The 20,965-nt window shown below is 53.2% G+C and carries 22 protein-coding genes; 11 read left to right on the plus strand and 11 right to left on the minus strand.

Annotation, left to right across the window (positions count from 1 at the left end):
- Window positions 1-126 precede the first annotated feature (126 nt).
- Together dapB and HMPREF3277_RS11975 are read right to left on the minus strand one after the other, a co-directional pair.
- A complete protein-coding gene (dapB, locus tag HMPREF3277_RS11970; protein WP_070871253.1) occupies window positions 127-936 on the minus strand; it encodes a 4-hydroxy-tetrahydrodipicolinate reductase in 810 nt (269 codons plus the stop codon).
- Between the two features lie 16 nt (window positions 937-952).
- A complete protein-coding gene (locus HMPREF3277_RS11975; protein ID WP_003757199.1) occupies window positions 953-1,336 on the minus strand; it encodes an outer membrane protein assembly factor BamE in 384 nt (127 codons plus the stop codon).
- Window positions 1,337-1,494: 158 nt separating this feature from the next.
- On the opposite strand from HMPREF3277_RS11975, the gene fur reads away from it, so the two are divergent.
- Together fur and aat are read left to right on the plus strand one after the other, a co-directional pair.
- Complete coding sequence (gene fur, locus HMPREF3277_RS11980; protein WP_003766333.1) at window positions 1,495-1,992, plus strand: ferric iron uptake transcriptional regulator; 498 nt, start codon at window positions 1,495-1,497, stop codon at window positions 1,990-1,992.
- A gap of 193 nt (window positions 1,993-2,185) precedes the next feature.
- Window positions 2,186-2,911 (plus strand): leucyl/phenylalanyl-tRNA--protein transferase, encoded by a 726-nt coding sequence (gene aat, locus HMPREF3277_RS11985; protein ID WP_070871254.1) that lies wholly within the window; start codon window positions 2,186-2,188, stop codon window positions 2,909-2,911.
- Between the two features lie 136 nt (window positions 2,912-3,047).
- Here the strand turns inward: aat and xth are convergent, their stop codons facing one another.
- Both xth and HMPREF3277_RS11995 read right to left on the minus strand, forming a co-directional pair.
- Complete coding sequence (gene xth / locus HMPREF3277_RS11990; RefSeq protein ID WP_070871255.1) at window positions 3,048-3,818, minus strand: exodeoxyribonuclease III; 771 nt, start codon at window positions 3,816-3,818, stop codon at window positions 3,048-3,050.
- 188 nt (window positions 3,819-4,006) lie between these two features.
- Window positions 4,007-4,288: an ArsR/SmtB family transcription factor gene (locus HMPREF3277_RS11995; RefSeq protein WP_003766347.1), complete on the minus strand. Its 282-nt coding sequence runs from the start codon at window positions 4,286-4,288 to the stop codon at window positions 4,007-4,009.
- 797 nt (window positions 4,289-5,085) lie between these two features.
- Here HMPREF3277_RS11995 and HMPREF3277_RS12000 point away from each other — a divergent pair.
- Window positions 5,086-5,706, plus strand: coding sequence for a nuclease-related domain-containing protein (locus HMPREF3277_RS12000; protein WP_003780289.1), 621 nt, complete (start codon window positions 5,086-5,088; stop codon window positions 5,704-5,706).
- Between the two features lie 129 nt (window positions 5,707-5,835).
- Here the strand turns inward: HMPREF3277_RS12000 and queA are convergent, their stop codons facing one another.
- The gene (gene queA, locus HMPREF3277_RS12005) at window positions 5,836-6,867 is read right to left on the minus strand and encodes a tRNA preQ1(34) S-adenosylmethionine ribosyltransferase-isomerase QueA (protein WP_070871256.1); all 1,032 of its coding nucleotides are present in this window, start codon (window positions 6,865-6,867) and stop codon (window positions 5,836-5,838) included.
- A gap of 375 nt (window positions 6,868-7,242) precedes the next feature.
- Between queA and accB the strand changes: the two genes are divergently transcribed.
- The 4 genes from accB (at window position 7,243) to prmA (ending at window position 10,548) form a co-directional block, all read left to right on the plus strand.
- The gene (gene accB, locus HMPREF3277_RS12010; protein WP_003757188.1) at window positions 7,243-7,704 is read left to right on the plus strand and encodes an acetyl-CoA carboxylase biotin carboxyl carrier protein; all 462 of its coding nucleotides are present in this window, start codon (window positions 7,243-7,245) and stop codon (window positions 7,702-7,704) included.
- Between the two features lie 70 nt (window positions 7,705-7,774).
- Window positions 7,775-7,966 (plus strand): YqaE/Pmp3 family membrane protein, encoded by a 192-nt coding sequence (locus tag HMPREF3277_RS12015; protein ID WP_003741645.1) that lies wholly within the window; start codon window positions 7,775-7,777, stop codon window positions 7,964-7,966.
- 35 nt (window positions 7,967-8,001) lie between these two features.
- Window positions 8,002-9,363, plus strand: coding sequence for an acetyl-CoA carboxylase biotin carboxylase subunit (gene accC, locus HMPREF3277_RS12020; RefSeq protein ID WP_003780279.1), 1,362 nt, complete (start codon window positions 8,002-8,004; stop codon window positions 9,361-9,363).
- 297 nt (window positions 9,364-9,660) lie between these two features.
- Window positions 9,661-10,548: a 50S ribosomal protein L11 methyltransferase gene (gene prmA / locus HMPREF3277_RS12025; RefSeq protein ID WP_070871257.1), complete on the plus strand. Its 888-nt coding sequence runs from the start codon at window positions 9,661-9,663 to the stop codon at window positions 10,546-10,548.
- Window positions 10,549-10,624: 76 nt separating this feature from the next.
- Here the strand turns inward: prmA and HMPREF3277_RS12030 are convergent, their stop codons facing one another.
- Window positions 10,625-10,966, minus strand: coding sequence for a hypothetical protein (locus tag HMPREF3277_RS12030; RefSeq protein WP_009312778.1), 342 nt, complete (start codon window positions 10,964-10,966; stop codon window positions 10,625-10,627).
- 159 nt (window positions 10,967-11,125) lie between these two features.
- Between HMPREF3277_RS12030 and HMPREF3277_RS12035 the strand changes: the two genes are divergently transcribed.
- Window positions 11,126-11,425, plus strand: a complete 300-nt coding sequence (locus tag HMPREF3277_RS12035) for a membrane protein (protein ID WP_003766302.1) — start codon at window positions 11,126-11,128, stop codon at window positions 11,423-11,425.
- A gap of 185 nt (window positions 11,426-11,610) precedes the next feature.
- On the opposite strand, the gene HMPREF3277_RS12040 is transcribed toward HMPREF3277_RS12035, so the two are convergent.
- From HMPREF3277_RS12040 to HMPREF3277_RS12055, 4 genes are all read right to left on the minus strand, one after another.
- Window positions 11,611-13,884 carry a Tex family protein gene (locus HMPREF3277_RS12040; RefSeq protein ID WP_070871258.1) on the minus strand — a complete coding sequence of 758 codons (2,274 nt, stop codon included), beginning with the start codon at window positions 13,882-13,884 and terminating at the stop codon, window positions 11,611-11,613.
- 113 nt (window positions 13,885-13,997) lie between these two features.
- Window positions 13,998-14,558 carry a hypothetical protein gene (locus HMPREF3277_RS12045; RefSeq protein ID WP_070871259.1) on the minus strand — a complete coding sequence of 187 codons (561 nt, stop codon included), beginning with the start codon at window positions 14,556-14,558 and terminating at the stop codon, window positions 13,998-14,000.
- A gap of 61 nt (window positions 14,559-14,619) precedes the next feature.
- Window positions 14,620-15,597 carry a virulence RhuM family protein gene (locus tag HMPREF3277_RS12050; RefSeq protein WP_070871260.1) on the minus strand — a complete coding sequence of 326 codons (978 nt, stop codon included), beginning with the start codon at window positions 15,595-15,597 and terminating at the stop codon, window positions 14,620-14,622.
- A 48-nt stretch (window positions 15,598-15,645) separates the two neighbouring features.
- Complete coding sequence (locus HMPREF3277_RS12055; protein WP_070871261.1) at window positions 15,646-16,350, minus strand: SMI1/KNR4 family protein; 705 nt, start codon at window positions 16,348-16,350, stop codon at window positions 15,646-15,648.
- Window positions 16,351-16,479: 129 nt separating this feature from the next.
- On the opposite strand from HMPREF3277_RS12055, the gene recG reads away from it, so the two are divergent.
- Entirely contained in the window at window positions 16,480-18,522 is a 2,043-nt protein-coding gene (gene recG, locus HMPREF3277_RS12060) for an ATP-dependent DNA helicase RecG (RefSeq protein ID WP_141765228.1), read from the plus strand.
- 241 nt (window positions 18,523-18,763) lie between these two features.
- Here recG and HMPREF3277_RS12065 read toward each other — a convergent pair whose 3' ends face one another.
- A complete protein-coding gene (locus tag HMPREF3277_RS12065) occupies window positions 18,764-20,170 on the minus strand; it encodes a DEAD/DEAH box helicase (protein WP_070871262.1) in 1,407 nt (468 codons plus the stop codon).
- Between HMPREF3277_RS12065 and HMPREF3277_RS14135 the strand changes: the two genes are divergently transcribed.
- Together HMPREF3277_RS14135 and HMPREF3277_RS12070 are read left to right on the plus strand one after the other, a co-directional pair.
- Window positions 20,169-20,336: a hypothetical protein gene (locus HMPREF3277_RS14135; protein WP_003763701.1), complete on the plus strand. Its 168-nt coding sequence runs from the start codon at window positions 20,169-20,171 to the stop codon at window positions 20,334-20,336. The two genes, HMPREF3277_RS12065 and HMPREF3277_RS14135, sit on opposite strands and share 2 nt — an antisense overlap.
- Before the next feature lie 293 nt (window positions 20,337-20,629).
- Window positions 20,630-20,878, plus strand: a complete 249-nt coding sequence (locus HMPREF3277_RS12070) for a hypothetical protein (protein ID WP_003757173.1) — start codon at window positions 20,630-20,632, stop codon at window positions 20,876-20,878.
- The last annotated feature ends 87 nt before the right edge of the window (window positions 20,879-20,965 follow it).

The raw sequence follows: 20,965 nt of genomic DNA on the forward strand, positions 1-20,965 counted from the left end.
CTTGTCCTGATTTAAATTTAATCCACTATAAAAGAACTGTTTGATGTTTGGATGGGGTTGTAGGAAAAGGTCGTCTGAAAAACATTTTTCAGACGACCTTTTTGTGTCATGCGGATGAAAACGGCTTTAGCTGTTTTTCAATCCCAAAACGTCCTGCATATCATATAAACCTGTTTTGCCGTTGACCCAAACTGCAGCGCGGACGGCGCCGGCGGCGAAGGTCATGCGGCTGCTGGCTTTGTGGGTGATTTCGACGCGTTCGCCGTCGGTGGCGAAGAGGGCGGTGTGGTCGCCGACGATGTCGCCTGCGCGGACGGTGGCAAAGCCGATGGTGGACGGATCGCGCGGGCCGGTGTGGCCTTCGCGGCCGTAAACGGCGCATTGTTTGAGGTCGCGGCCGAGTGCGTCGGCGATGACTTCGCCCATGCGCAGGGCGGTGCCGCTGGGGGCGTCGACTTTGTGGCGGTGGTGGCCTTCGATGATTTCGATGTCGTAGCCTTCGTTGAGGACGCGGGCGACGGTGTCGAGAATGTGGAAGGTGAGGTTGACGCCGACGCTGAAGTTGGCGGCGAAGACGACGCCTGTTTTTTCGCCTGCGGCTCGGATGGCGGCTTTGCCTGCGTCGTCGAAACCGGTGGTGCCGATGATGATGTTGACGCCTTTTTCAACGCATTTTTGCAGGTGTTTCAGGGTCGGCTCTGGGCGGGTAAAGTCGATGAGTACGTCGCTTTGGGCGAGGACGGCGTCAGCGTCGTCTGAAATGGTGATGCCGGTTTTGATGCCGGAGGCGAAGCCTGCGTCCAAGCCTAAGACTTCAGAGCCTGAATGTTCGAGTGCGCCGGAGAGGACGGTGTCGGGATGATTGTTGACGGCTTCAACCAGTACGCGCCCCATGCGGCCGTTGACGCCGGCGATGGCGATTTTCAATGCGCTCATGCGGTTTCCTTAATGATTATTGTGCAGTTTGGGCTGCTTTTTGTTCGGCTTGGAGGGTTTCGATGGATTTTTGGATGGCATCGCCTTCTGCGCGGACAAGGACGTCGTTTTCAAAATAAACGGTGAGGTTGCTGCGGTCTTTGATGATGCCGTTGCGGCTGGTATTGAAGGTGTAGTCCCAGCGGTCGGCATGGAATGCGTCGCGCAGCAGCGGGGTGCCGAGCAGGAGTTGGACTTGGTCGCGGCTCATGCCTGCTTGGAGGGAGACGACGGCGCGGGGATCAAGCTCGTTGCCTTGGATGACTTTGAGTTTGTAGGAGGGGAACAGGGAAACGCGTTCGGCGCTGCATGCGGAAAGTCCGATGAGGGCGGCGAGGGCAAGACAGAGGGGTTTGTTCACGGATATGCCTTTCTGTTCGAATTCGGGTGGAAGGGTATCATTGCTTGAATTTTTTGAAAAAGCAAACGATAATCATCTCTTTGATTATAATTTCAGCCGGCTATCGTTTGTATGCAAACAAAACTTGTGGTTTTATTGCAAACCGCTATGGCGTAATAGTGGGCAAGCGGGCTGAAATTGCGTATTATAACGTCTATTACTTCACAGGGATATTGAATATTATGGAAAAATTCAGCAATATTGCGCAATTGAAAGACAGCGGTTTGAAGGTTACCGGTCCGCGTTTGAAAATCTTGGATTTGTTCGAGTCGCATGCTGAAGAGCATTTGAGTGCCGAAGATGTGTACCGTATTTTGCTGGAAGAAGGTGTGGAAATCGGCGTAGCGACGATTTACCGCGTGTTGACCCAGTTCGAGCAGGCAGGCATTTTGCAGCGCCACCATTTTGAAACCGGCAAGGCGGTTTACGAATTGGACAAAGGCGACCACCATGACCATATCGTCTGCGTGAAATGCGGCGAGGTAACGGAATTCCACAATCCCGAAATCGAGGCCTTGCAAGACAAAATCGCGGAAGAAAACGGCTACCGCATCGTTGACCATGCGCTTTATATGTACGGCGTGTGCGGCGAATGCCAAGCGAAGAGCAAACGCTGATTCCCGTTTTAAAAGATGTTTGATGTTCAGACGACCTCGGATGAGAATTTGGGGTCGTCTGAAATTTTTTGCGGAACATGAACATCATGCCGCTGTAAATCAGAATAATATAGTGGATTAACTTTAAATCAGGACAAGGCGGCGGCAATGTCGTACCGGTTTAAAGTGAATCCACTATACCTTAGGATTTTTAATGAGTATCCCCTTGCTTTACCCTAATGATTACACTTTCCCCGATCCGTTTTCCGCGCTGGAAGAATGCGACGGCGTGGTCGGTATCAGCCGCGATTTGGATACGGGACGGCTGCTGTCGGCGTATCGGCAGGGGATTTTCCCGTGGTTCAGCGAAGACGGCTGGTTTTTTTGGCATACCATAGATCCGCGTGCCGTCATCGTGCCTGAAAATCTGCATATCGGGCGTTCGTTGGCGAAAACCTTGCGCAACAAACCCTATCGGGTAACGGTCAACCAATGTTTCGAAACCGTCATTGCGCATTGCGCCGCCTTTCCGCGCCCCGGTCAGGACGGCACATGGATTGTTCCCGAATTCCAAGCCGCTTATACCGAGCTGCACCGTTTGGGTCATGCGCATTCGTTTGAATGTTTCTATCCCGATGAAACAGGTCGTCTGAAACTGGCGGGCGGCTTTTACGGCGTACAAATCGGACGGGTGTTTTACGGAGAATCCATGTTCGCCCTTGAGCCGGATGCCTCCAAAATCGCCTTTGCGCGAGCCGTTCCGTTTCTTGCCGGACTGGGCATCGAGTTGATTGACTGTCAGCAAGATACCCTGCATATGCATCGTTTCGGTTCGGAACCGATACCGTTCGCCGAATTTCAGACGACCTTGCAACGCTTGAACGCTTTGCCTTTGAAGGAAGCGTTGGGCGCGCGGGTAGTAGGTGGAACGTTGGAATAGCGGCAAGTGAAATGTCCGATTTAGGCATTTTACGTTTCACGATGTAGAGTCGGCTTCGAGCCAGAAACGAATAGCAAAAGGTCGTCTGAAAACCTAAAAATGAAGTTTTCAGACGACCTTTTTTAAAGATTGCGCCTTACAAATCAAATTCAGCCACAACCGGCGCATGGTCGCTCGGGCGTTCTTGCGCGCGCGCGTCCAAATCGACATAAACGTCTTTCAACACGGCAGACAGGGCGGGGCTGATGAGCTGGTGGTCGATGCGCAGTCCGAGTTTGCGTTGGAACATCGCGCCGCGATAGTCAAACCAAGTGTAAAACGCGCCTTCGGGGTGGATTTGGCGCAGGCTGTCGGTCAGGCCTAAATCCAGCAGATTTTTGAACCACTGTCTCTCGATGGATGAGCAGTGGATTTTTTCATGCCATTTTTCGGGGTCGTAGCAGTCGGCATCGGCGGGCGCGATATTGAAGTCGCCGAGCAAAACCAGTTTTTCGTGGCGCGTCATTTCGTCGCGGACAAATTCAGTCAATGCGGCAAACCATTGTTCTTTATATTGGAATTTCGGGCTGTCGAGGGCTTCGCCGTTGACGCAATAGACATTGATGACGCGCACGCCGTTGACGGTTGCGGCGATGAGGCGGCGTTGCGGGTCGTCGGGCAGGGTAGGCAGGCCGACGTGTACGTCTTGCGGTTCGCTGCGGCTGATGATGGCGACGCCGTTGTAGGTTTTTTGTCCGCTCCAAACGCTGTGCCAGCCCATCATTTGCAGGGCGGCGGCGGGAAATTTGTCTTGGTCGAGCTTGAGTTCTTGCAAGACGAGGACATCGGGCTGATGGTCGGCAAGCCAGTTTTGCACCTGCGGCAGGCGCACGTTGAGGGAATTGACGTTCCAAGTGGTAATTTTCATGCGGATTCCGTGTGTGAGGGTCGTCTGAAAAGCGTTTCGGGCTTTTCGGGCAAAATAAGGACAAAACAAAAGCGGTTCATGAAAACCGCTTTGTTGGGTAAACGGGGCGCTATTGTAACATCAGGGAATTTCGGCGGCTGCCGGTTTTGAAACAAAAATCCGTTTGAGAAAACAAGGCTCAACAGCCTTTAGGCGGCTTTACGGTTTTCCAAATTGCGCAGCGTATCGAGGATGACGGCGGCTTCTTCGGATACCAGCCGGTATTCGATGATGCGGTGGTAGCGGGTGAAATCGATCAAACCTTCGGAGCGCAGGCGCGCGAGATGGTTGGAAACGGCAGTCGCAGGCTGTCCGAGCGCTTCGGATAATTCGGCAATGCTGCGTTCGCTGTCCATCAGCATGAACAAAATGGTCATGCGGTCGGGGTTGGCGATGAGTTTGAGAAGGGAAGAGAGACGTTTGGTTTCCATAGTGAGGCTTTCTTTATCAATAAGATTGGTTTTTAGGGGCTGAAACGGTAGGGCAAAATGAGTTTGATTCTTTTTGCGTTTATCCGTAAATTCAACCGTTTATATCGGGTAAGTATAAAGCAAGCAGCGTGAAAAAGGAGTATGTCCGTTAAAATTTATCGTAAATAATTGTTGTTTCGCCAGCTTTTGAGACAGTAATCGAATCGGGTGAATATGTTTTTGGAATGTGGATAAAGGTTCTCATTTTATTTTTTTGTTTATAAAAACTAAAGAAACTATTTCTATACAAAGTGTTATCGGCGGTGTCGTATTTGGGAACTGTGTTGGGAGGTTGGAAATATTATTGGGGTCGTCTGAAAACAGAGGCAGGGAAGGGCTGTCGGGGAGTGTGATATTTTGCCGACACTTAAAGAGGTGTGGCGGATTGATGTCACAGATTATTTTTGTAGCGGGATTGGGTTTTTGAAGATTTGCGCGTCGGTTTCGGATTAATTTATGATGAATGCTTGAGATTGAATAATCAGGAGATTTTTTGGATTTGGAAAGTGAAGGGATGGAAACGGTCAGGCAATGTCAGTCTGAAGAATGACTGATTCAAAAAATGATAAGCGGTGTAAATTTTATACAAATGGTATTTTTTATTGTAAATAATATAAATTGCGTTATAATCATAAAAAATTACATTAGCATTATAAATAAGCTAATACATTATAAAAAATAACATTTTTGCCGTCTGTATGGGGTATGGGGAGTGCTGTTCATGCAGGAGCGGCAGTATTTGCGGGAAAATATCATTTATGGATACCGACTTTCTGTCTTCGGGCGGTCTTGTGCTGACGGGCTGTGCAGCGGCATTTGTGCTGGCAACCTGCCTGTCTAAAAATACGCCTGTCAAACAATTTATCAGCCGTTTCGCCGTCAATGTCCGTGCGGATTGCAGCTTGGACGAATCTGTCTATCATGAGTTTCGCGGCTTGGATATTTATCGGGACGGGCAGCATGAACAGATTGATTATGTTTATGTGTCCTGTTTCGGGATTTTCGTGGTTGCCACGCCGAATTATCAGGGCAGGATTTGGGGCGACGACGGCAATGGGATGTGGACGCAGAAGTTTCACAAAAGCAAGACGCTGTTCCCCAATCCTTTGTTGAAAAACCAGCAATACATTCGGATTTTGTCCGAGAAGCTCCACCTGCCGACGCGGGCGTTTTCTTCGGTGGTGGTTTTTCCGGGTAATTGCCAATTTCAAACCATGATGCCGGACAACGTTACGGAAGACTCTGATTTTGCGGAATATATTTCACAATATACAGAAGTCGTGCTGATGCCCGAAGAAGTCAAGCAAATCAGGGAAGTGCTGGAAGGCTATGAATTTGATTTGGTTTTCAACCGGCAGAGGTTTGAATCGCATGTATGAACAGGGTGGGGCGGTTTGGACAGATTGGGCATAATCGGTTTTTATGTATTGCAGATTGCCCACTTTATAAACCTTCCCAAAAAAACGTCGTCTGAATCGTTTTCAGACGACGTTTTTCTTCAGAGATTTTTAAGGTTCCGAGCGCCCCAAAACCATCGCGTCTCCGTAGCTGAAAAAACGGTATTCATGTTCGACCGCATGGCGGTACACCGCGCGGATGTGTTCCATGCCCGAAAACGCGCTGACGAGCATCAGGAGCGTGGATTTGGGCAGGTGGAAATTGGTAATCAGGCGGTCGATGACGCGGAAGCGGTAGCCCGGCGTGATAAAAATATCCGTGTCGCCCTGTCCCGCTTTCAGACGGCCTGTCTCGCGCGCGGCGGATTCAAGGGCGCGCATGGAAGTGGTGCCGACTGCCCAAACTTTGTTTCCGCGCGCATGGGCGGCTTCGATGGTGGCGACGGTTTCGGGCGGTACGTCAAACCATTCGCTGTGCATTTTGTGTTCTTCGATTTTGTCCACGCGCACAGGCTGGAACGTTCCCGCACCGACGTGCAGGGTGACTTCCGCCGTTTCCACACCTTTGGCTTTCAGACGACCTAAAAGCTCGTCTGTAAAATGCAAACCTGCCGTCGGCGCCGCGACCGCGCCCTGATGTTTGGCATAGACGGTTTGATAGCGCGTGTCGTCATCCGCGCCGGCAGCGCGTTCGATATAAGGCGGCAGCGGCAAATGGCCGTTTTGCTCCAGCAGCTCGTAAACGGTTTGCCCGCCTTCAAAGCGCAGGCAAAACAGTTCGTCCGCACGCTCAACCATGACGGCACAAATATCGCCTTCAAAAATCAGCTTCGTGCCGGGCTTGGGCGATTTGGACGAGCGGATGTGCGCCAGCGCGGTGTGGTTGTCCAAAACGCGCTCTATCAATGCCTCGATTTTGCCGCCGCTTTCTTTTTGTCCGAACAGCCGCGCTTTCATGACTTTGGTGTTGTTGAACACTAAAACGTCGCCCGCCTCAATATAATCAGGCAAATCGCCGAACACGCGGTCTTGCAGCGGCATATCGGGCAGCGCGACCAAAAGACGGCTGCTGCCGCGTACTTCGGGCGGATGCTGGGCAATTAATCGGTCGGGCAGGGTGAAATCGAAATCGGAAATGTCCATAATCTTATTTTGATGCTTACAAATTTTGTCAGGCGGTCATTATACGCACTTTGGCTTTTTTCAGACGACCTTTTCCCTTCATAAACCAACAAATTAGAATAAACACTCATTAAAAAAATACGCATTCGGGCGAAATCTCCGAATTTGCCCGTTTTGTTCAAAAACCGCCTTTTTTCGAGATTTTGCTAGACATTTATCGGCAAGTTCGGGAAAATAGTCAAATTCATTTACGGGGTTTCTGCTCCTGCGAATGCCCTTTATGCAACCCAATACCGTCCGGCTTGCGCCGTTGCCGCAGGCCGGTTGTTTTCTGAAATATCACGCAACAAACACGGCCGCTTCACGACATTTGGGCCGTATCGTAAAGGAACGAAAATGGATTTGCGCAAATTAAAAAAACTGATTGATTTAGTAGAAGAATCAGGTATCGCCGAAATCGAAGTGACCGAAGGCGAGGAAAAAGTCCGCATCACCCGCGCCACCGCCGCTCCGGCTCCCGTTTATGCAGCACCCGCCCAAGTTGCGGTGCCTGCCCCTGCACCCGCCGCCGCTCCTGCCGCAGCAGCAGCCCCCGCTCCCGCAGCGCCTGCCGCCCGCGACCTGTCCAACGCGCAAAAATCGCCTATGGTCGGTACGTTCTACCGCGCGCCCGGCCCGAATGCCGCCGCCTTCGTCGAAGTTGGTCAGCAAGTCAAAGCCGGCGATACGCTGTGTATCATCGAAGCGATGAAGTTGATGAACGAAATCGAAGCCGAGAAATCCGGCACGGTTAAAGAAATTCTGGTGGAAAACGGTACGCCTGTGGAATTTGGCGAGCCGCTCTTCATCATCGAATAATTCGTTTTCAGACGACCTTCCGGATTGCGGGCAGGTCGTCTGAAATGCTTTCCAACTCAGGATTTCCACCATGCGCCTGCTGTTAGCCATCTTCCTGCCTTTCGCCGTATTCTTCACCATCGGCCGTCCGATTGCGGGCATCATCTGCCTGATTCTCCAATTCACCTTAATCGGCTGGATTCCTGCCGCCATGTGGGCGGTGTACGCGTTGAGCCAATACAAGACCGATGAAAAAATCCGCAATGCGTTGGGCAAAAGGTAACAAGCAGGTCGTCTGAAACCACAGGAAAGGTCATCATGCTGAAAAAAGTATTAATCGCCAACCGAGGCGAAATCGCGCTGCGCGTCCTGCGAGCCTGCCGTGAAATGGGCATCGCCACCGTCGCCGTGCATTCCGAAGCCGACAAAGACAGTCTGCACGTCAAACTTGCCGACGAATCCGTTTGCATCGGCCCTGCCGCTTCCGCACAAAGCTATCTCAATATCCCTGCCATCATCGCCGCCGCAGAAGTTACCGGCGCGGATGCCATCCACCCGGGCTACGGCTTCCTTGCCGAAAACGCCAATTTTGCCGAACAGGTCGAACAATCCGGCTTCATCTTCATCGGCCCACGCGCCGAAACCATCCGCCTGATGGGCGACAAAGTTTCCGCGAAACACGCGATGATTGAAGCGGGCGTACCTTGCGTTCCCGGTTCGGACGGCGCCCTGTCCGACGATCCCGCCGAAATCCTCAAAACTGCCGACAAAGTCGGTTATCCCGTGATTATCAAAGCATCGGGCGGCGGTGGCGGACGCGGTATGCGCGTGGTCGAGAAAAAAGAAGACCTCATCAAATCCGTCGAAATGACCAAAGCCGAAGCAGGCGCGGCGTTCGGCAACCCGATGGTCTATATGGAACGCTACCTGCAACGCCCGCGCCACGTTGAAATCCAAGTGCTCGCCGACGAACACGGCAACGCTATCTACCTCGCCGAGCGCGATTGCTCCATGCAGCGGCGCCACCAAAAAGTCATCGAAGAAGCACCCGCTCCCTTCATCGACGAAAAAGCCCGCGAAAAAATCGGCAAAGCCTGTACCGACGCCTGCAAACGTATCGGTTATCGTGGCGCAGGTACGTTTGAATTCCTGTATGAAAACGGCGAGTTCTTCTTTATCGAAATGAACACCCGCGTCCAAGTCGAACACCCCGTTACCGAGCTGATTACCGGCGTGGACATCGTACAGGAACAAATCCGCATTGCCGGCGGCCTGCCTTTGCAATACAAGCAAAAAGACATCCACATCGAAGGCCATGCTTTCGAGTGCCGCATCAATGCGGAAGACCCGTACAACTTCATCCCCAGCCCCGGCCTGATTGAAAGCTGCCACCTGCCCGGCGGCTTCGGCATCCGCGTGGACAGCCACATTTACCAAGGCTACCGCATCCCGCCGTACTACGACAGCCTGATCGGCAAAGTCTGCGTCATCGGTAAAACCCGCGAGCAGGCAATGGCAAAAATGCGCGTCGCCCTCGCCGAGCTTGCCGTGACCGGCATCAAAACCAATACCCCGCTGCACCGCGATTTGTTCAGCGACCCCGGTTTTGAAAAAGGCGGCGTCAGCATCCATTATCTGGAACACTGGCTGGAAGAACGCAAAGCCAAACAGGACAAATAAAACCGTCCCGCTTGGATAGTCGAAGGTCGTCTGAAAAACCATATGGCTTTCAGACGACCTTTTTTCAGACAGGTTGAATTCTGATTTCGGGCATACAACCGCGATTGCCGACAAGCCTAGAATTATGACTGAGTAAGCCTGTCCGCCGCCATTTCACGCAAGAAAAAAACGTGTTCAGGCAGAAAAACGATTCAATCACACTGTTACGCCAATAGCCGAAACATACCGCAAACGACCAACATCGCGTATTTGACCGCCATTTCCTAATTTCAGACGACCCCACCGAGAAAGCCCACCATGTCCTATCAACAAATCACCATCAACGTCAACGACGCCGTCGCCGAACGTCTCGCCGATGCCCTGATGGAACACGGCGCACTCTCCGCCGCCATCGAAGACGCCTACGCAGGCACCGAAAACGAACAAGCCATCTTCGGCGAACCCGGTATGCCGACCGAACAAATCTGGCAGCAAAGCAAAGTCATCGTCTTGTTCGGTGAAAACGACGATGCCGCAGCCATGATTCAAGCCGCCAGCCAAGCATGCGGGTTGAAAGACTTGGCATACACCAGCGAAATCCTCGCCGACCAAGACTGGGTGCGCCTGACCCAAGCGCAGTTCGACCCCATCCAAATTTCCGAACGCCTGTGGATTACCCCCTCTTGGCACGAAGCGCCCAACAGCAACGCCGTCAACCTCCAGCTCGACCCCGGCCTTGCCTTCGGTACCGGCAGCCATCCGACCACCCGCCTCTGCCTCAAGTGGCTGGACACACAACTCAAAGGCGGCGAAAGCGTCCTCGACTACGGCTGCGGCTCCGGCATCCTGACCATCGCCGCCCTCAAGCTCGGCGCAGGTTCTGCCGTCGGCGTCGATATTGACGAACAAGCCATCCGCGCCAGCAAGGACAACGCCGCACAAAACAACGTCGATGCACAGTTCTACCTGCCCGACGGTTTGCCGCAAGGACAATTCGACATCGTCGTCGCCAACATTCTCGCCAACCCCCTTCGCATGCTCGGCGAAATGCTCGCCGCCCGCACCAAACAAGGCGGACGTATCGTGTTATCCGGTCTGCTGGACGAACAAGTCGAAGAACTCAGCGACATTTACCGCCAATGGTTCAACATCGAACCCGCCGAAATCGACGAAGGCTGGGCAAGGCTCAGCGGCGTCAAACGCTGATAACGATACGCTCAAACAAAAGGTCGTCTGAAAACCGCTTCAGGTTTCAGACGACCTTTTTCATGCCAATCCTGTATTAATAATTGGTTGAACAGAACTGCTCACGCTTGTCCGCATCGGCGGCATAACACGTCAAGCCCATGCCCGCCGCGTTGCTGTTGCTCGCCTTCGCTCCCGGTTTTTTGTTCACCAAAACCTTGCCGTTTTTCCCGATTTCGACGGTTACGCCTTTACCGTTTTTCAGCTTCCATTTCAACACCTGCGCATCGGCATTCTGACACTTGTTGACCGAACAGCCGCCTTCAGCCGCGACATTGCCGTTTTTATAAATCACACACTGCTGCTGGCTGTCGGTGCAGGCCGCATAGGCAGCAACGGAAAAACAGGAAATCAGCGCGGCAAACAAAACAGGTTTCATGGTTTGGACTCCTTGGATGGTGATGATGGGTTTGCAATATCTCAAACTATACGCCTGTTTATATCGGCAAGCCATCGGTTATGACGGCTGGTTGCAATTGCATTGCCGTTAAAGCATAATGTCATAATCGACACTGTTGTATGATAAAAGGAATAATAAATGAAGAAGTTGTTTTTGGCTGCCCTTGTTTCCGTCACATTGGCAGGCTGTTTCGGTAATAATTTCAGCTGGACCAACGCCCGGCAAATCAGGCAGGGCATGAGTGAAAGAGAAGTGATTGCATTGATGGGCAAACCGACCAGAATTCAACCCTCTCCGATAGGGCTGGTCTATATATGGGGACACCTCAATGCCGTCACCGGCTCCGTCAAGACGACATCAGTCATTGTCAATGATGGCATTGTGGCTGCTGATCCTATCATTCTGGGTGATCGCAGCCTACCGCTCAATATTTATTGATGGTTTAAAAAATAACGATATGAACCGCCTGTTTGGGGCGGTTTTTGCATTTTCAGGTCATCTGAATTGGCGTTTCTCTTTGGCAGAAGGGTTTGAACTTTGGGCATGTTCATCAAATGAATAGGTGGATTCGATTTAAAAAAAAGAGCCGCAAATCATTTTGCAGCTCTTTTTTGGTACCCGCCTTACCGTTTCAACTTCGCAAACGCATCCGCCATCGCCGAATTGGTCGGGGCGCGGTCGTTGCGTTGGGGTTTGCGGTCGCGGCGTTCGGAGTGTTTGCTTTCAGACGACCTGTTGCCTTTGGTTGCGCCGCCGGCCTCGTCATCCAAGCGCATGGTCAACGCGATGCGTTTTCTGGCAGCATCGACTTCCAGCACTTTTACTTTCACTACGTCGCCGGCTTTTACCACTTCGCGTGGGTCTTGGACGAAACGATTGGACAGGGCGGAGATGTGCACCAAGCCGTCCTGATGGACGCCGATGTCCACGAATGCACCGAAGTTGGCGACGTTGGAGACCACGCCTTCGAGTATCATGCCGACTTGCAAGTCGTTGATTTCGTGAATGCCTTCGGCGAATGATGCCGTCTGAAATTCGCCGCGCGGGTCGCGGCCGGGTTTTTCCAGTTCGGACAGGATGTCCAGAATGGTTGGCAGGCCGAAGCGTTCGTCGGTGAAGTCGGACGCTTTGATTTGCTTCACGCGCTCGCGGTTGCCGATGAGTTCGGCGGCGGTAATGCCTTGTTGCGCCAGCATTTTGGCAACGACGGGATAGGCTTCGGGGTGGACGGCGCTCGCGTCCAGCGGCTCTTTGCCGCCGTTAATCCGCAAAAAGCCCGCCGCCTGCTCGAAGGTTTTTTCGCCCAAGCGCGGTACTTTCAGCAATTTTTTGCGGCTGTCGAACGCGCCGTTTTCATCGCGGTAGGCGACAATGTTTTGGGCAAGAGTTTGATTCAAACCGGAAATCCGCGCCAAGAGCGGGGCGGAGGCGGTGTTCACGTCCACGCCGACGGCGTTCACGCAGTCTTCGACCACCGCGTCCAGCGATTTGGCGAGCTGGCTTTGGTTCACGTCGTGCTGATACTGCCCCACGCCGATGGATTTGGGGTCGATTTTGACCAACTCGGCAAGCGGGTCTTGCAGCCTGCGGGCGATGGACACCGCGCCGCGCAGGGAAACGTCCAAGTCGGGGAACTCGCGCGCCGCCAGTTCGGACGCGGAATAAATCGATGCGCCGGCTTCGGAAACGACGATTTTGTGCAGCCCCATTTCCGGCATTCCGCGTACCAGTTCGCCCGCGATTTTGTCGGTTTCACGGCTGGCGGTGCCGTTGCCAATGGCGATGAGCTTCACGCCGTGCTGCTTAATCAGGCGCGACAGTGTTGCCAACATATTGTTTTCTTGATGCAAATAGACGATGACCGTATCCAGCAGTTTGCCCGTGTCGTCCACCACGGCGCATTTCACACCGTTGCGGTAGCCGGGGTCGAGGCCCAACGTGGTCAGCCGTCCGGCGGGCGCGGCGAGCAGTAAGTCTTTGAGATTGCGGGCGAACACGGTAATCGCATCGGTATCGGCGGCTTCTTTCAGACGACCTAAGGCTTCGAGTTCCAGCGACAAAAAGATTTTCGCGCGCCAAGTCAGGCGCACGGTGTCGCGCAGCCATTTGTGGCCGTCTGAAACCTTGAAGCGGCGGGCGATGAGTTGCTCGTATTCGCTTTGCTGGGTAATCGGTGTGTCGTCGGGCTGGTATTTGAGCGCGATGTTCAACACGCCTTCGTTGCGGCCGCGCAAAACCGCCAGCGCGCGATGGCTGGGCATGGCGCGGACGGGTTCGCGGTGGTCGAAATAATCGCTGAATTTTTCGCCTTCGGTTTCTTTGCCTTCAACGACTTGCGCGTGGATTTCGGCTTCGTTCCACAGCTTGTCGCGCAGCGTGCCGATGAGTTCTGCGTCTTCGGCAAACTGCTCCATCAGAATCGCGCGCGCGCCGTCCAGCGCGGCTTTGGCGTCGGGGACATTTTCGTTCAGGTAGCCCTGCGCGGCGGCTTCAACATCCTGCGGCTGTTCGGCAAGCAACACGTCCGCCAGTGGCTGCAAACCGTGTTCGCGCGCGATTTGCGCTTTGGTGCGGCGTTTGGGCTTGTAGGGCAGATACAGGTCTTCCAGCGCGGTTTTGTTGTCGGCGGCTTCGATTTGCGCCCTGAGGTCGTCTGAAAGCTTGCCTTGCTCTTCAATGCTTTTTAACACAACGGCTTTGCGCTCTTCCAACTCGCGCAGGTATTGCAGCCGCTCAGCAAGCTGTCGTAACTGCGTATCGTCCAGCCCGCCTGTGGCTTCCTTGCGGTAACGGGCGATAAAGGGCACGGTCGCGCCGTCGTCTAAAAGCTCGACGGCAGCGGTGATTTGCGCGGCGGTGGCAGAGAGTTCTTGGGAGAGGATTTGGGTGATGTTCATGGGGGTCCTTTGGATGGGTGCAGGCTGCCTGAAAGGCAAATACGATATATTGAGCAATGAATGTTTTGTTTGGAAATAGGGAAGTCTGATTCAAAAATCCAGCCGCACTTTGGCTACTCCATTTTTTCCATTATGGAAGATAGCCTATATTTTGCTGTTCTAATATGTTCATTGATTTTGTTGGCTATGATTACAAGTTCAGTCATTTTACTGTGCTTCAGTTCTTGGTCAGCTTGCGTTTCCAGAAAGTAGAGATAGCTTTTAAAAGTCCCCCAAAACATATTCATTTCGCCACATATATCATATATATTGCGCGATAAATCTGGAAAAAATAAATCACAATATGCATTGATTAAATCACACGATGTGCATATTTCTGAATACGTTGCATCGTATTGTTCTGCAGTTATTTGTGCTTCCCTTTTTATATTGATGCCGGTTGAAGAAAACTCACGGGAAATTTTACTTAATAATTGATGAATTTCCAGCAACATTCTTTTTTGTTCTGTTAATTTCTTTTCAATTTGTTCTCTTTGATGTTTTTGATGTTCCATTTCTAATTGGAAATTTTGATTGGATTTGGTGATTTTATAGGTAACAAATGCATTGATAGATGTACTGATTACAGCACCTACTGCACTGCCTCCTAAGAAGGTAAAAATTTCAATACTCATGGTGTTTCAAAAATTTATTTGTTAAAAAATGTTCTGGAATTGGTTTCTAGGCTACCTGAAACTACCGTTTCAACGCTTCCAATTCGGCAATATCTTCCGCTTCCGCCTGCCGCGCCATGTGTGACAAACGATTTTGTCTGAACAAATCGTATTGTTCGCCGGCAAACGCTTCCATTTGCTTGTGGCTGCGCGTGCCTTTGCCTTTCAATACGGCGAAGCCGTTATCGGCGATGATGCTGTCTATGCGGCTTTGCCAAAACGTAAGCGTCAGGCCTTGCCGGTTTTTGGCGCGCAGTTCCGCACTTTCCAGAAAGATAACGGTCAGGCGGTTGAGCGTGTCGATTTCGTCGGCGTTCAGGTAGTTTTTGGCAATGACGATATCGGCTTTGCGTACGCGTTCGCCGCTCCATGATGTCAGCCCCATATTGGGGGCGTTGCCGTCGGCGCGGTGGCAGACGAGTTCGGCGGCGGTTTGCTGCGTTACGGCGTAAATCAGTTTGTTTTGCGCTTGGGCGAAAAACATCTGTGTGGCTTTGTCGGTGGGGTCGTAGTCGGCAGAGAGTTTGAATAGTTCGCGCACCTTTTGATAAAACCGCATTTCGCTGGCGCGGATGTCGCGGATTCTTTCCAGCAGTTCGTCAAAGTAATCCACGCGTCCGTTGGGATTTTTCAGGCGTTTGTCGTCCAGCGCGAAGCCTTTTTCCAAATAGCCCGTCAAAATCTCGTTAGCCCAACGACGGAACTGCACGCCGCGTTTGCTGCGTACGCGGAAGCCGATGGCCAAAATCATTTCCAAAGCATAATGTTTGACTTGGTATTGCTTGCCGTCTGCGGCAGTTATTAAGAAATCCTTAATAACTGAATCCTCATCCAACTCTTTGTCTTCCAATATATTTTTGATATGCGTTGCGATGTTTGGTACGGAGGTGTCAAAAAGTTCGGCCAGTTGGCTTTGGTTGAGCCAGACGGTGTGTTCCTGCACCAGCAGGTTTACGCGGGTGCGGCCGTCTTCGGTTTGGTAAATCAGGATGTCGGACATGGGTTTTCCCCGTTTGCAGGTAAAGGTCGTCTGAAAAATATTGCCGGTTTATTCCTCATCACATTCTTCGTCATCTTCATCGTCATAAGAAGTGTAGAGCCAACTGTCCCAGCCGAACAGTTCGAGCAGCGTGTCAAAGCGGTTTTGGTCGGCAGTGCCGATAAATACGCCGTTTGCGTTGCCGTTTTTTGTGAAGCAAAGCAGGATGATTTCGTGAAAACCGTCGGTGTAGAAGCGTTGGTTTTCTTGGCGGAGTTCTATGATTTCGGTGCGGTTTTGTTGGATAAAACGTGCAGCTTGGGCATCTGTCGATTCTTCGTCCATGATGTTGGCGCAGTAGTGCAGCCCGCCCATGGCGGCGTTGGTGTAAGCCAGTTTCAGCAGTAGGGTGCGGGTATCGGGCAGGTGCGGCTGCCATTTGTAGCTTTCGGTTTCATCGGTGTAAAAGCCGATATGGACGGGCGGGTTGTCTTGCGCCAAATCGGCTTTAGCAATGCCGCACAGAAATACGCCTTGGTTTTCTTCCATCAGCACCAGATAATCGCCGTCAAAATCCATCTTTTCCAATGGCAACAATCGGTTAAACGATTGATTGACCGCCTCGTTGCCGCCCAGTGTGAGCAGATATTCGCGCAAGATGGTGGGGAAGCGGATGTCTAGGTGTTGCTCGGCAGCGGTGATTTCGTCTTCGGGCAGACCGCAGGGGAGGTGGTCAAGGTGATAGAGGGTGGCGATATTTTGCAGATAATTCATGGAGTAATCAGGGGCAGGGGTCGTCTGAAAAACACGCTATTATAAAGGATTAACTTGGTGCTGAACGTCCTTTCAGACGACCCCTTCTTACATTTTCAGCTAAAATACGCGTCATTAAAGGACAAAGCCATGATGACGCCCGAAACCCAGAAACAGCTCAAAATCACCGACGTTTCCGCCAAGAAGCTCGACAAACTCAACCTCCATACCGCATGGGATTTGGTTTTGCATCTGCCGCTGCGTTACGAGGACGAGACGCACATCATGCCGATTAAGGATGCGCCGATCGGCGTGCCGTGTCAGGTCGAGGGCGAAGTCATCCATCAGGAAGTAACGTTCAAACCGCGCAAGCAGCTGATCGTTCAAATTGCCGACGATTCCGGCAGCGTCCTTTTTCTTCGCTTCATCCACTTTTACGCCAGCCATCAGAAGCAGATGGCGGCCGGCAAACGCATCCGCGCCGTGGGCGAAATCAAACACGGGTTTTACGGCGACGAGATGATTCATCCCAAAATCCGCGATGCCGAGGGCAGCGGTTTGGCGGAAAGTCTCACGCCTGTCTATCCGACTGTAAACGGCTTGAACCAACCCACTTTGCGCCGCATCATCCAAACGGCGTTGGACGTTACGCCGCTGCATGACACGCTCCCCGATGCCTTATTGGGTCGTCTGAAACTGCCGCACCTCGCCGAAAGCCTGTGCCTTTTGCATTCGCCGCCGCCCAGTTTCACCCTCCACCAACTTTCAGACGGCGCGCTGCCCGCATGGCAGCGGCTCAAATTCGACGAACTTTTGGCGCAACAGCTTTCCATGCGCTTGGCGCGTCAGAAGCGCGTCAGCGGCACGGCGGCGGCATTGGGCGGCGACGGCACGCTGACCCAAGCCCTGCGCCATGCCTTGCCGTTTGCCCTGACCGATGCCCAAGAAAGAGTCGTGTCCGAAATCCGCCGCGACATGGCGCAAACCCACCCCATGCACCGCCTGCTGCAAGGCGATGTCGGTAGCGGCAAAACCATCGTCGCCGCCTTGTCCGCGCTGACCGCCATCGAATCCGGCGCGCAGGCGGCTGTGATGGCGCCGACCGAAATCCTTGCCGAACAGCATTTCATCAAGTTCAAACAATGGCTTGAGCCGTTGGGTCTCGAAGTCGTCTGGCTTTCCGGCAGCCAGCGCAAAAAAGCCAAAGACGAAGCCAAAGCCAAACTCGCCGACGGCACCGTCAAAATCGCCGTCGGCACGCACGCCCTGTTTTCAGACGACGTCGAGTTCCAAAATCTGGGCTTGGTGATTGTGGACGAACAACACCGCTTCGGCGTCGCCCAACGCCTCGCCCTCAAAAACAAAGGGCGCGACGTCCACCAGCTGATGATGTCCGCCACGCCCATCCCGCGCACGCTTGCCATGAGTTTTTTCGCCGACTTGGACGTGTCCGTCATCGACGAATTGCCGCCCGGGCGCACCCCGATTAAAACCCGCCTCGTCAACAACGTCCGCCGCGCCGAAGTCGAAGGCTTCGTCCTCAACATCTGCCGCAAAGGGCAGCAGGCATACTGGGTCTGCCCGTTGATTGAAGAAAGCGAAACCCTGCAACTGCAAACCGCTACCGAAACCCTCGAGCAGCTTCAGGCGGCATTGCCCGAACTCAACATCGGCTTGGTACACGGGCGCATGAAGGCCGCCGAAAAAGCTGAAGTCATGGCTCAGTTTGCCGCAGGTCGTCTGAATGTATTGGTTGCCACCACCGTCATCGAAGTCGGCGTAGATGTGCCCAACGCCGTCCTGATGGTGATCGAACACGCCGAGCGCATGGGCTTGGCTCAGCTACACCAATTACGCGGACGGGTAGGGCGCGGCGCAGCAGAAAGCGTGTGCGTCCTCCTATTTGCCGAACCCTTGAGCGAACTTGCCAAAGCGCGGCTGAAAGTCATCTACGAACACACCGACGGCTTCGAAATCGCCCGCCAAGACCTCAACATCCGCGGCCCCGGCGAATTTCTCGGCGCGCGCCAAAGCGGCGTCCCCATGCTGCGCTTCGCCAACCTCGAAGAAGACCTGCACCTCTTGGAACAAGCGCGCGAAATCGCTCCGATGCTGATTGAACAAAACCCCGAAATCGTCGAAGCGCATCTGGCAAGGTGGCTTGCCAGCAGGGAAGGGTATTTGGGCGTGTGAGGTCGTCTGAAAAGGCTTCGCCTGCGGATAGAGTGGCTTAACTTTAAACCAGGACGGTGTTGCCTCGCCTTAGCTCAAAGAGAACGATTCTCTAAGGTGCTGAAGCACCAAGTGAATCGGTTCCGTACTATCTGTACTGTCTACGGCTTCGTCGCCTTGTCCTGATTTATGTTAATTCCACTATAAAAGGTCGTCTGAAATCTTTTTCAGACGACCTTTCGGGTTTAATGGAGCACCGGCTTTATTTTGCGCCGAAATTGGGTTGCAGCAGGGCGCAGGGTTGGCGTTCCCTGCGGCTGCGGCGGCTGCGTCCGGCGATGGTGCCGCAGGCGGCGCCGGGATCGGTTTTGTCGGCTTTTGGTGATTTGTCGCCGCGCTCGTTACGTTCATTGCGTTCGCTGCGGTTGTTCCGTTCGGAACGGTTTCTGTCGCTGCCGCGGCTGCGGGTCGATGTGGGTTGGTTGTCCGCGGCGGCATCGCCGTCGACGTCCGCGCCCCACCAGTTCGGCTCGAAACCTTCGATGCGTTCGACTGCCAAGTCGTTGCCGGTCAGCTCTTTGATGGATTCAAACATTTTCTGTTCGGTTTTGTCCATCAGGGAAATGGCGACGCCGTCCGCGCCTGCCCTGCCGGTGCGTCCGATGCGGTGGACGTAGTCTTCGGGCTGGGTCGGCAGTTCGTAGTTGATGACGAAGGGTAGCTCGGCGATGTCCAGGCCGCGTGCGGCAACGTCGGTGGCGACGAGGACGCGCAGGCTGCCTTCTTTGAAGGCGTTGAGGGTTTCGAGGCGGCTTTGCTGGGATTTGTCGCCGTGGATGGATTGGGCGGCAAGGTTGCGGCGCACGAGGTCGCGGGTCACTTGATCGACGCTTTGTTTGGTTTTGCAGAACACGATGACTTGGTTCATCTGCAAATCGACAATCAGCCGCTCTAAGAGGTTGCGTTTTTTGAGCGCGTCAACGGCGATGATGTGCTGCTCGACATTGGCGCTGGTGGTATTTTGCGCGGCGACTTCGACGATTTCGGGCGCGTTCATGAAGTCTTTGGCGAGCTTGCGGATGGGGGGCGCGAAGGTTGCGGAAAAGAGCAGGGTTTGGCGTGGCTTGGGCAGCATCTGCATGATTTTGCGGATGTCGTCGATGAAACCCATATCGAGCATACGGTCGGCTTCGTCGAGGACGACGATTTCGACTTTATTGAGGTTGATGTTTTTCTGTTTGACGTGGTCAAGCAGCCTGCCGACGGTGGCGACGACGACTTCGCAGCCGGCGCGCAGGTCGGCGGTTTGTTTGTCCATGTTGACGCCGCCGAAGAGGACGGTGTGCCGCAACGGCAGGTTTTTAATATAGCCCTGCACGTTTTGGTCGATTTGGTCGGCGAGTTCGCGCGTCGGAGTCAACACCAGCATACGCACGGGGTGCATCGCGGGCGAGGTGCTGGAAGTGGCGTAGCGTTTGAGGCGTTCCAAGCTGGGCAGCATAAAGGCGGCGGTTTTGCCTGTGCCGGTTTGGGCGGCGGCGAGCAAGTCGTGGCCGGCGAGTGCTTTGGGGATGGCGGCAGCTTGGATGGGCGTCGGGTTTTCGTAACCTTGTTCGGTCAGCGCGGAAACGATTTCGCTGCCAAGCCCGAGTGAGGCGAATGGATTCATGGCGGTATCTTTCTGTCCGGACGGGATGCGGAATGCCGCATGGGGTCGTCTGAAACGGGAGGATGTTTTGATTGTGTGTTCGGTAGGATGCCGCCGGCAAAGTGTGCGGCCGGTTTACGGCAAACCGCAGAAGTGGGGATGTGGTCTCTGCGGTATGGAAAGGTAAGCGCGATTATGCCATAAAACCCTTGCGCCGCCCAACGGCAGGCGGTCGGGGTGTTGGGATTGGGCGGTGTTGCCGGAGTGGAAAGGGGATTTTTTACATTGCCATGCCGGCGGCGTTTATGTCCCTTAAATTTTTGAAACCGCTTATCATTTCCTGACGGCATTTACTGTCATAGTTCAAACTTATCAAAACCTTTCATATGTAAATGAAACTAAATTGTACTGATGAGACTCTGTTTTGAGACAGACGCAAATTTGCGCTGTAAACCATCAATCACAATAGGAATATACGACATGAAAACTTTATTGATCGCCGTTGCCGCTGCAAGCCTGATGCTGGGTGCCTGCTCTAGCAGCAAAACTACTGAAGAAGCTAAAACCCCTAGCGTAAGCGTCGAAGAGGCAATCGCTCAATGTCAACAAGCTTCCGGTGCAAACCAAGACCGCGCCGTGTTCGATGCATGTATGAAAGACAAAGGCTACCAACGCAGCGCCGCTGAAGGCGCAGCCGCAGCTGCTGCTTCTGCACCTGCCGCACAATAAGCACAGCTAGGAATTATTGATGTATCACCCGATCTGTTCGGGGTCATACATCAACAATTTCTCGCCATGCTTGTTCCGCCTGATTCC

This window comes from Neisseria sp. HMSC70E02 (assembly GCF_001838645.1).
GTDB classification, from domain to species: Bacteria; Pseudomonadota; Gammaproteobacteria; order Burkholderiales; family Neisseriaceae; genus Neisseria; species Neisseria macacae.

Bases quoted from the DNA above. Each gene is read 5' to 3' on its own strand.
- HMPREF3277_RS12040 (WP_070871258.1), bottom strand. From the start codon at position 13,884: ATGAACATCACCCAAATCCTCTCCCAAGAACTCTCTGCCACCGCCGCG.
- queA (WP_070871256.1), bottom strand. From the start codon at position 6,867: ATGGACATTTCCGATTTCGATTTCACCCTGCCCGACCGATTAATTGCC.
- prmA (WP_070871257.1), top strand. From the start codon at position 9,661: ATGTCCTATCAACAAATCACCATCAACGTCAACGACGCCGTCGCCGAA.
- HMPREF3277_RS12030 (WP_009312778.1), bottom strand. From the start codon at position 10,966: ATGAAACCTGTTTTGTTTGCCGCGCTGATTTCCTGTTTTTCCGTTGCT.
- HMPREF3277_RS12065 (WP_070871262.1), bottom strand. From the start codon at position 20,170: ATGAATCCATTCGCCTCACTCGGGCTTGGCAGCGAAATCGTTTCCGCG.
- HMPREF3277_RS12070 (WP_003757173.1), top strand. From the start codon at position 20,630: ATGAAAACTTTATTGATCGCCGTTGCCGCTGCAAGCCTGATGCTGGGT.
- xth (WP_070871255.1), bottom strand. From the start codon at position 3,818: ATGAAAATTACCACTTGGAACGTCAATTCCCTCAACGTGCGCCTGCCG.
- HMPREF3277_RS12045 (WP_070871259.1), bottom strand. From the start codon at position 14,558: ATGAGTATTGAAATTTTTACCTTCTTAGGAGGCAGTGCAGTAGGTGCT.
- recG (WP_141765228.1), top strand. From the start codon at position 16,480: ATGATGACGCCCGAAACCCAGAAACAGCTCAAAATCACCGACGTTTCC.
- HMPREF3277_RS12055 (WP_070871261.1), bottom strand. From the start codon at position 16,350: ATGAATTATCTGCAAAATATCGCCACCCTCTATCACCTTGACCACCTC.
- HMPREF3277_RS12035 (WP_003766302.1), top strand. From the start codon at position 11,126: ATGAAGAAGTTGTTTTTGGCTGCCCTTGTTTCCGTCACATTGGCAGGC.
- accC (WP_003780279.1), top strand. From the start codon at position 8,002: ATGCTGAAAAAAGTATTAATCGCCAACCGAGGCGAAATCGCGCTGCGC.
- accB (WP_003757188.1), top strand. From the start codon at position 7,243: ATGGATTTGCGCAAATTAAAAAAACTGATTGATTTAGTAGAAGAATCA.
- aat (WP_070871254.1), top strand. From the start codon at position 2,186: ATGAGTATCCCCTTGCTTTACCCTAATGATTACACTTTCCCCGATCCG.
- HMPREF3277_RS12050 (WP_070871260.1), bottom strand. From the start codon at position 15,597: ATGTCCGACATCCTGATTTACCAAACCGAAGACGGCCGCACCCGCGTA.
- HMPREF3277_RS14135 (WP_003763701.1), top strand. From the start codon at position 20,169: ATGGCGGTATCTTTCTGTCCGGACGGGATGCGGAATGCCGCATGGGGT.
- HMPREF3277_RS12015 (WP_003741645.1), top strand. From the start codon at position 7,775: ATGCGCCTGCTGTTAGCCATCTTCCTGCCTTTCGCCGTATTCTTCACC.
- HMPREF3277_RS12000 (WP_003780289.1), top strand. From the start codon at position 5,086: ATGGATACCGACTTTCTGTCTTCGGGCGGTCTTGTGCTGACGGGCTGT.
- HMPREF3277_RS11995 (WP_003766347.1), bottom strand. From the start codon at position 4,288: ATGGAAACCAAACGTCTCTCTTCCCTTCTCAAACTCATCGCCAACCCC.
- dapB (WP_070871253.1), bottom strand. From the start codon at position 936: ATGAGCGCATTGAAAATCGCCATCGCCGGCGTCAACGGCCGCATGGGG.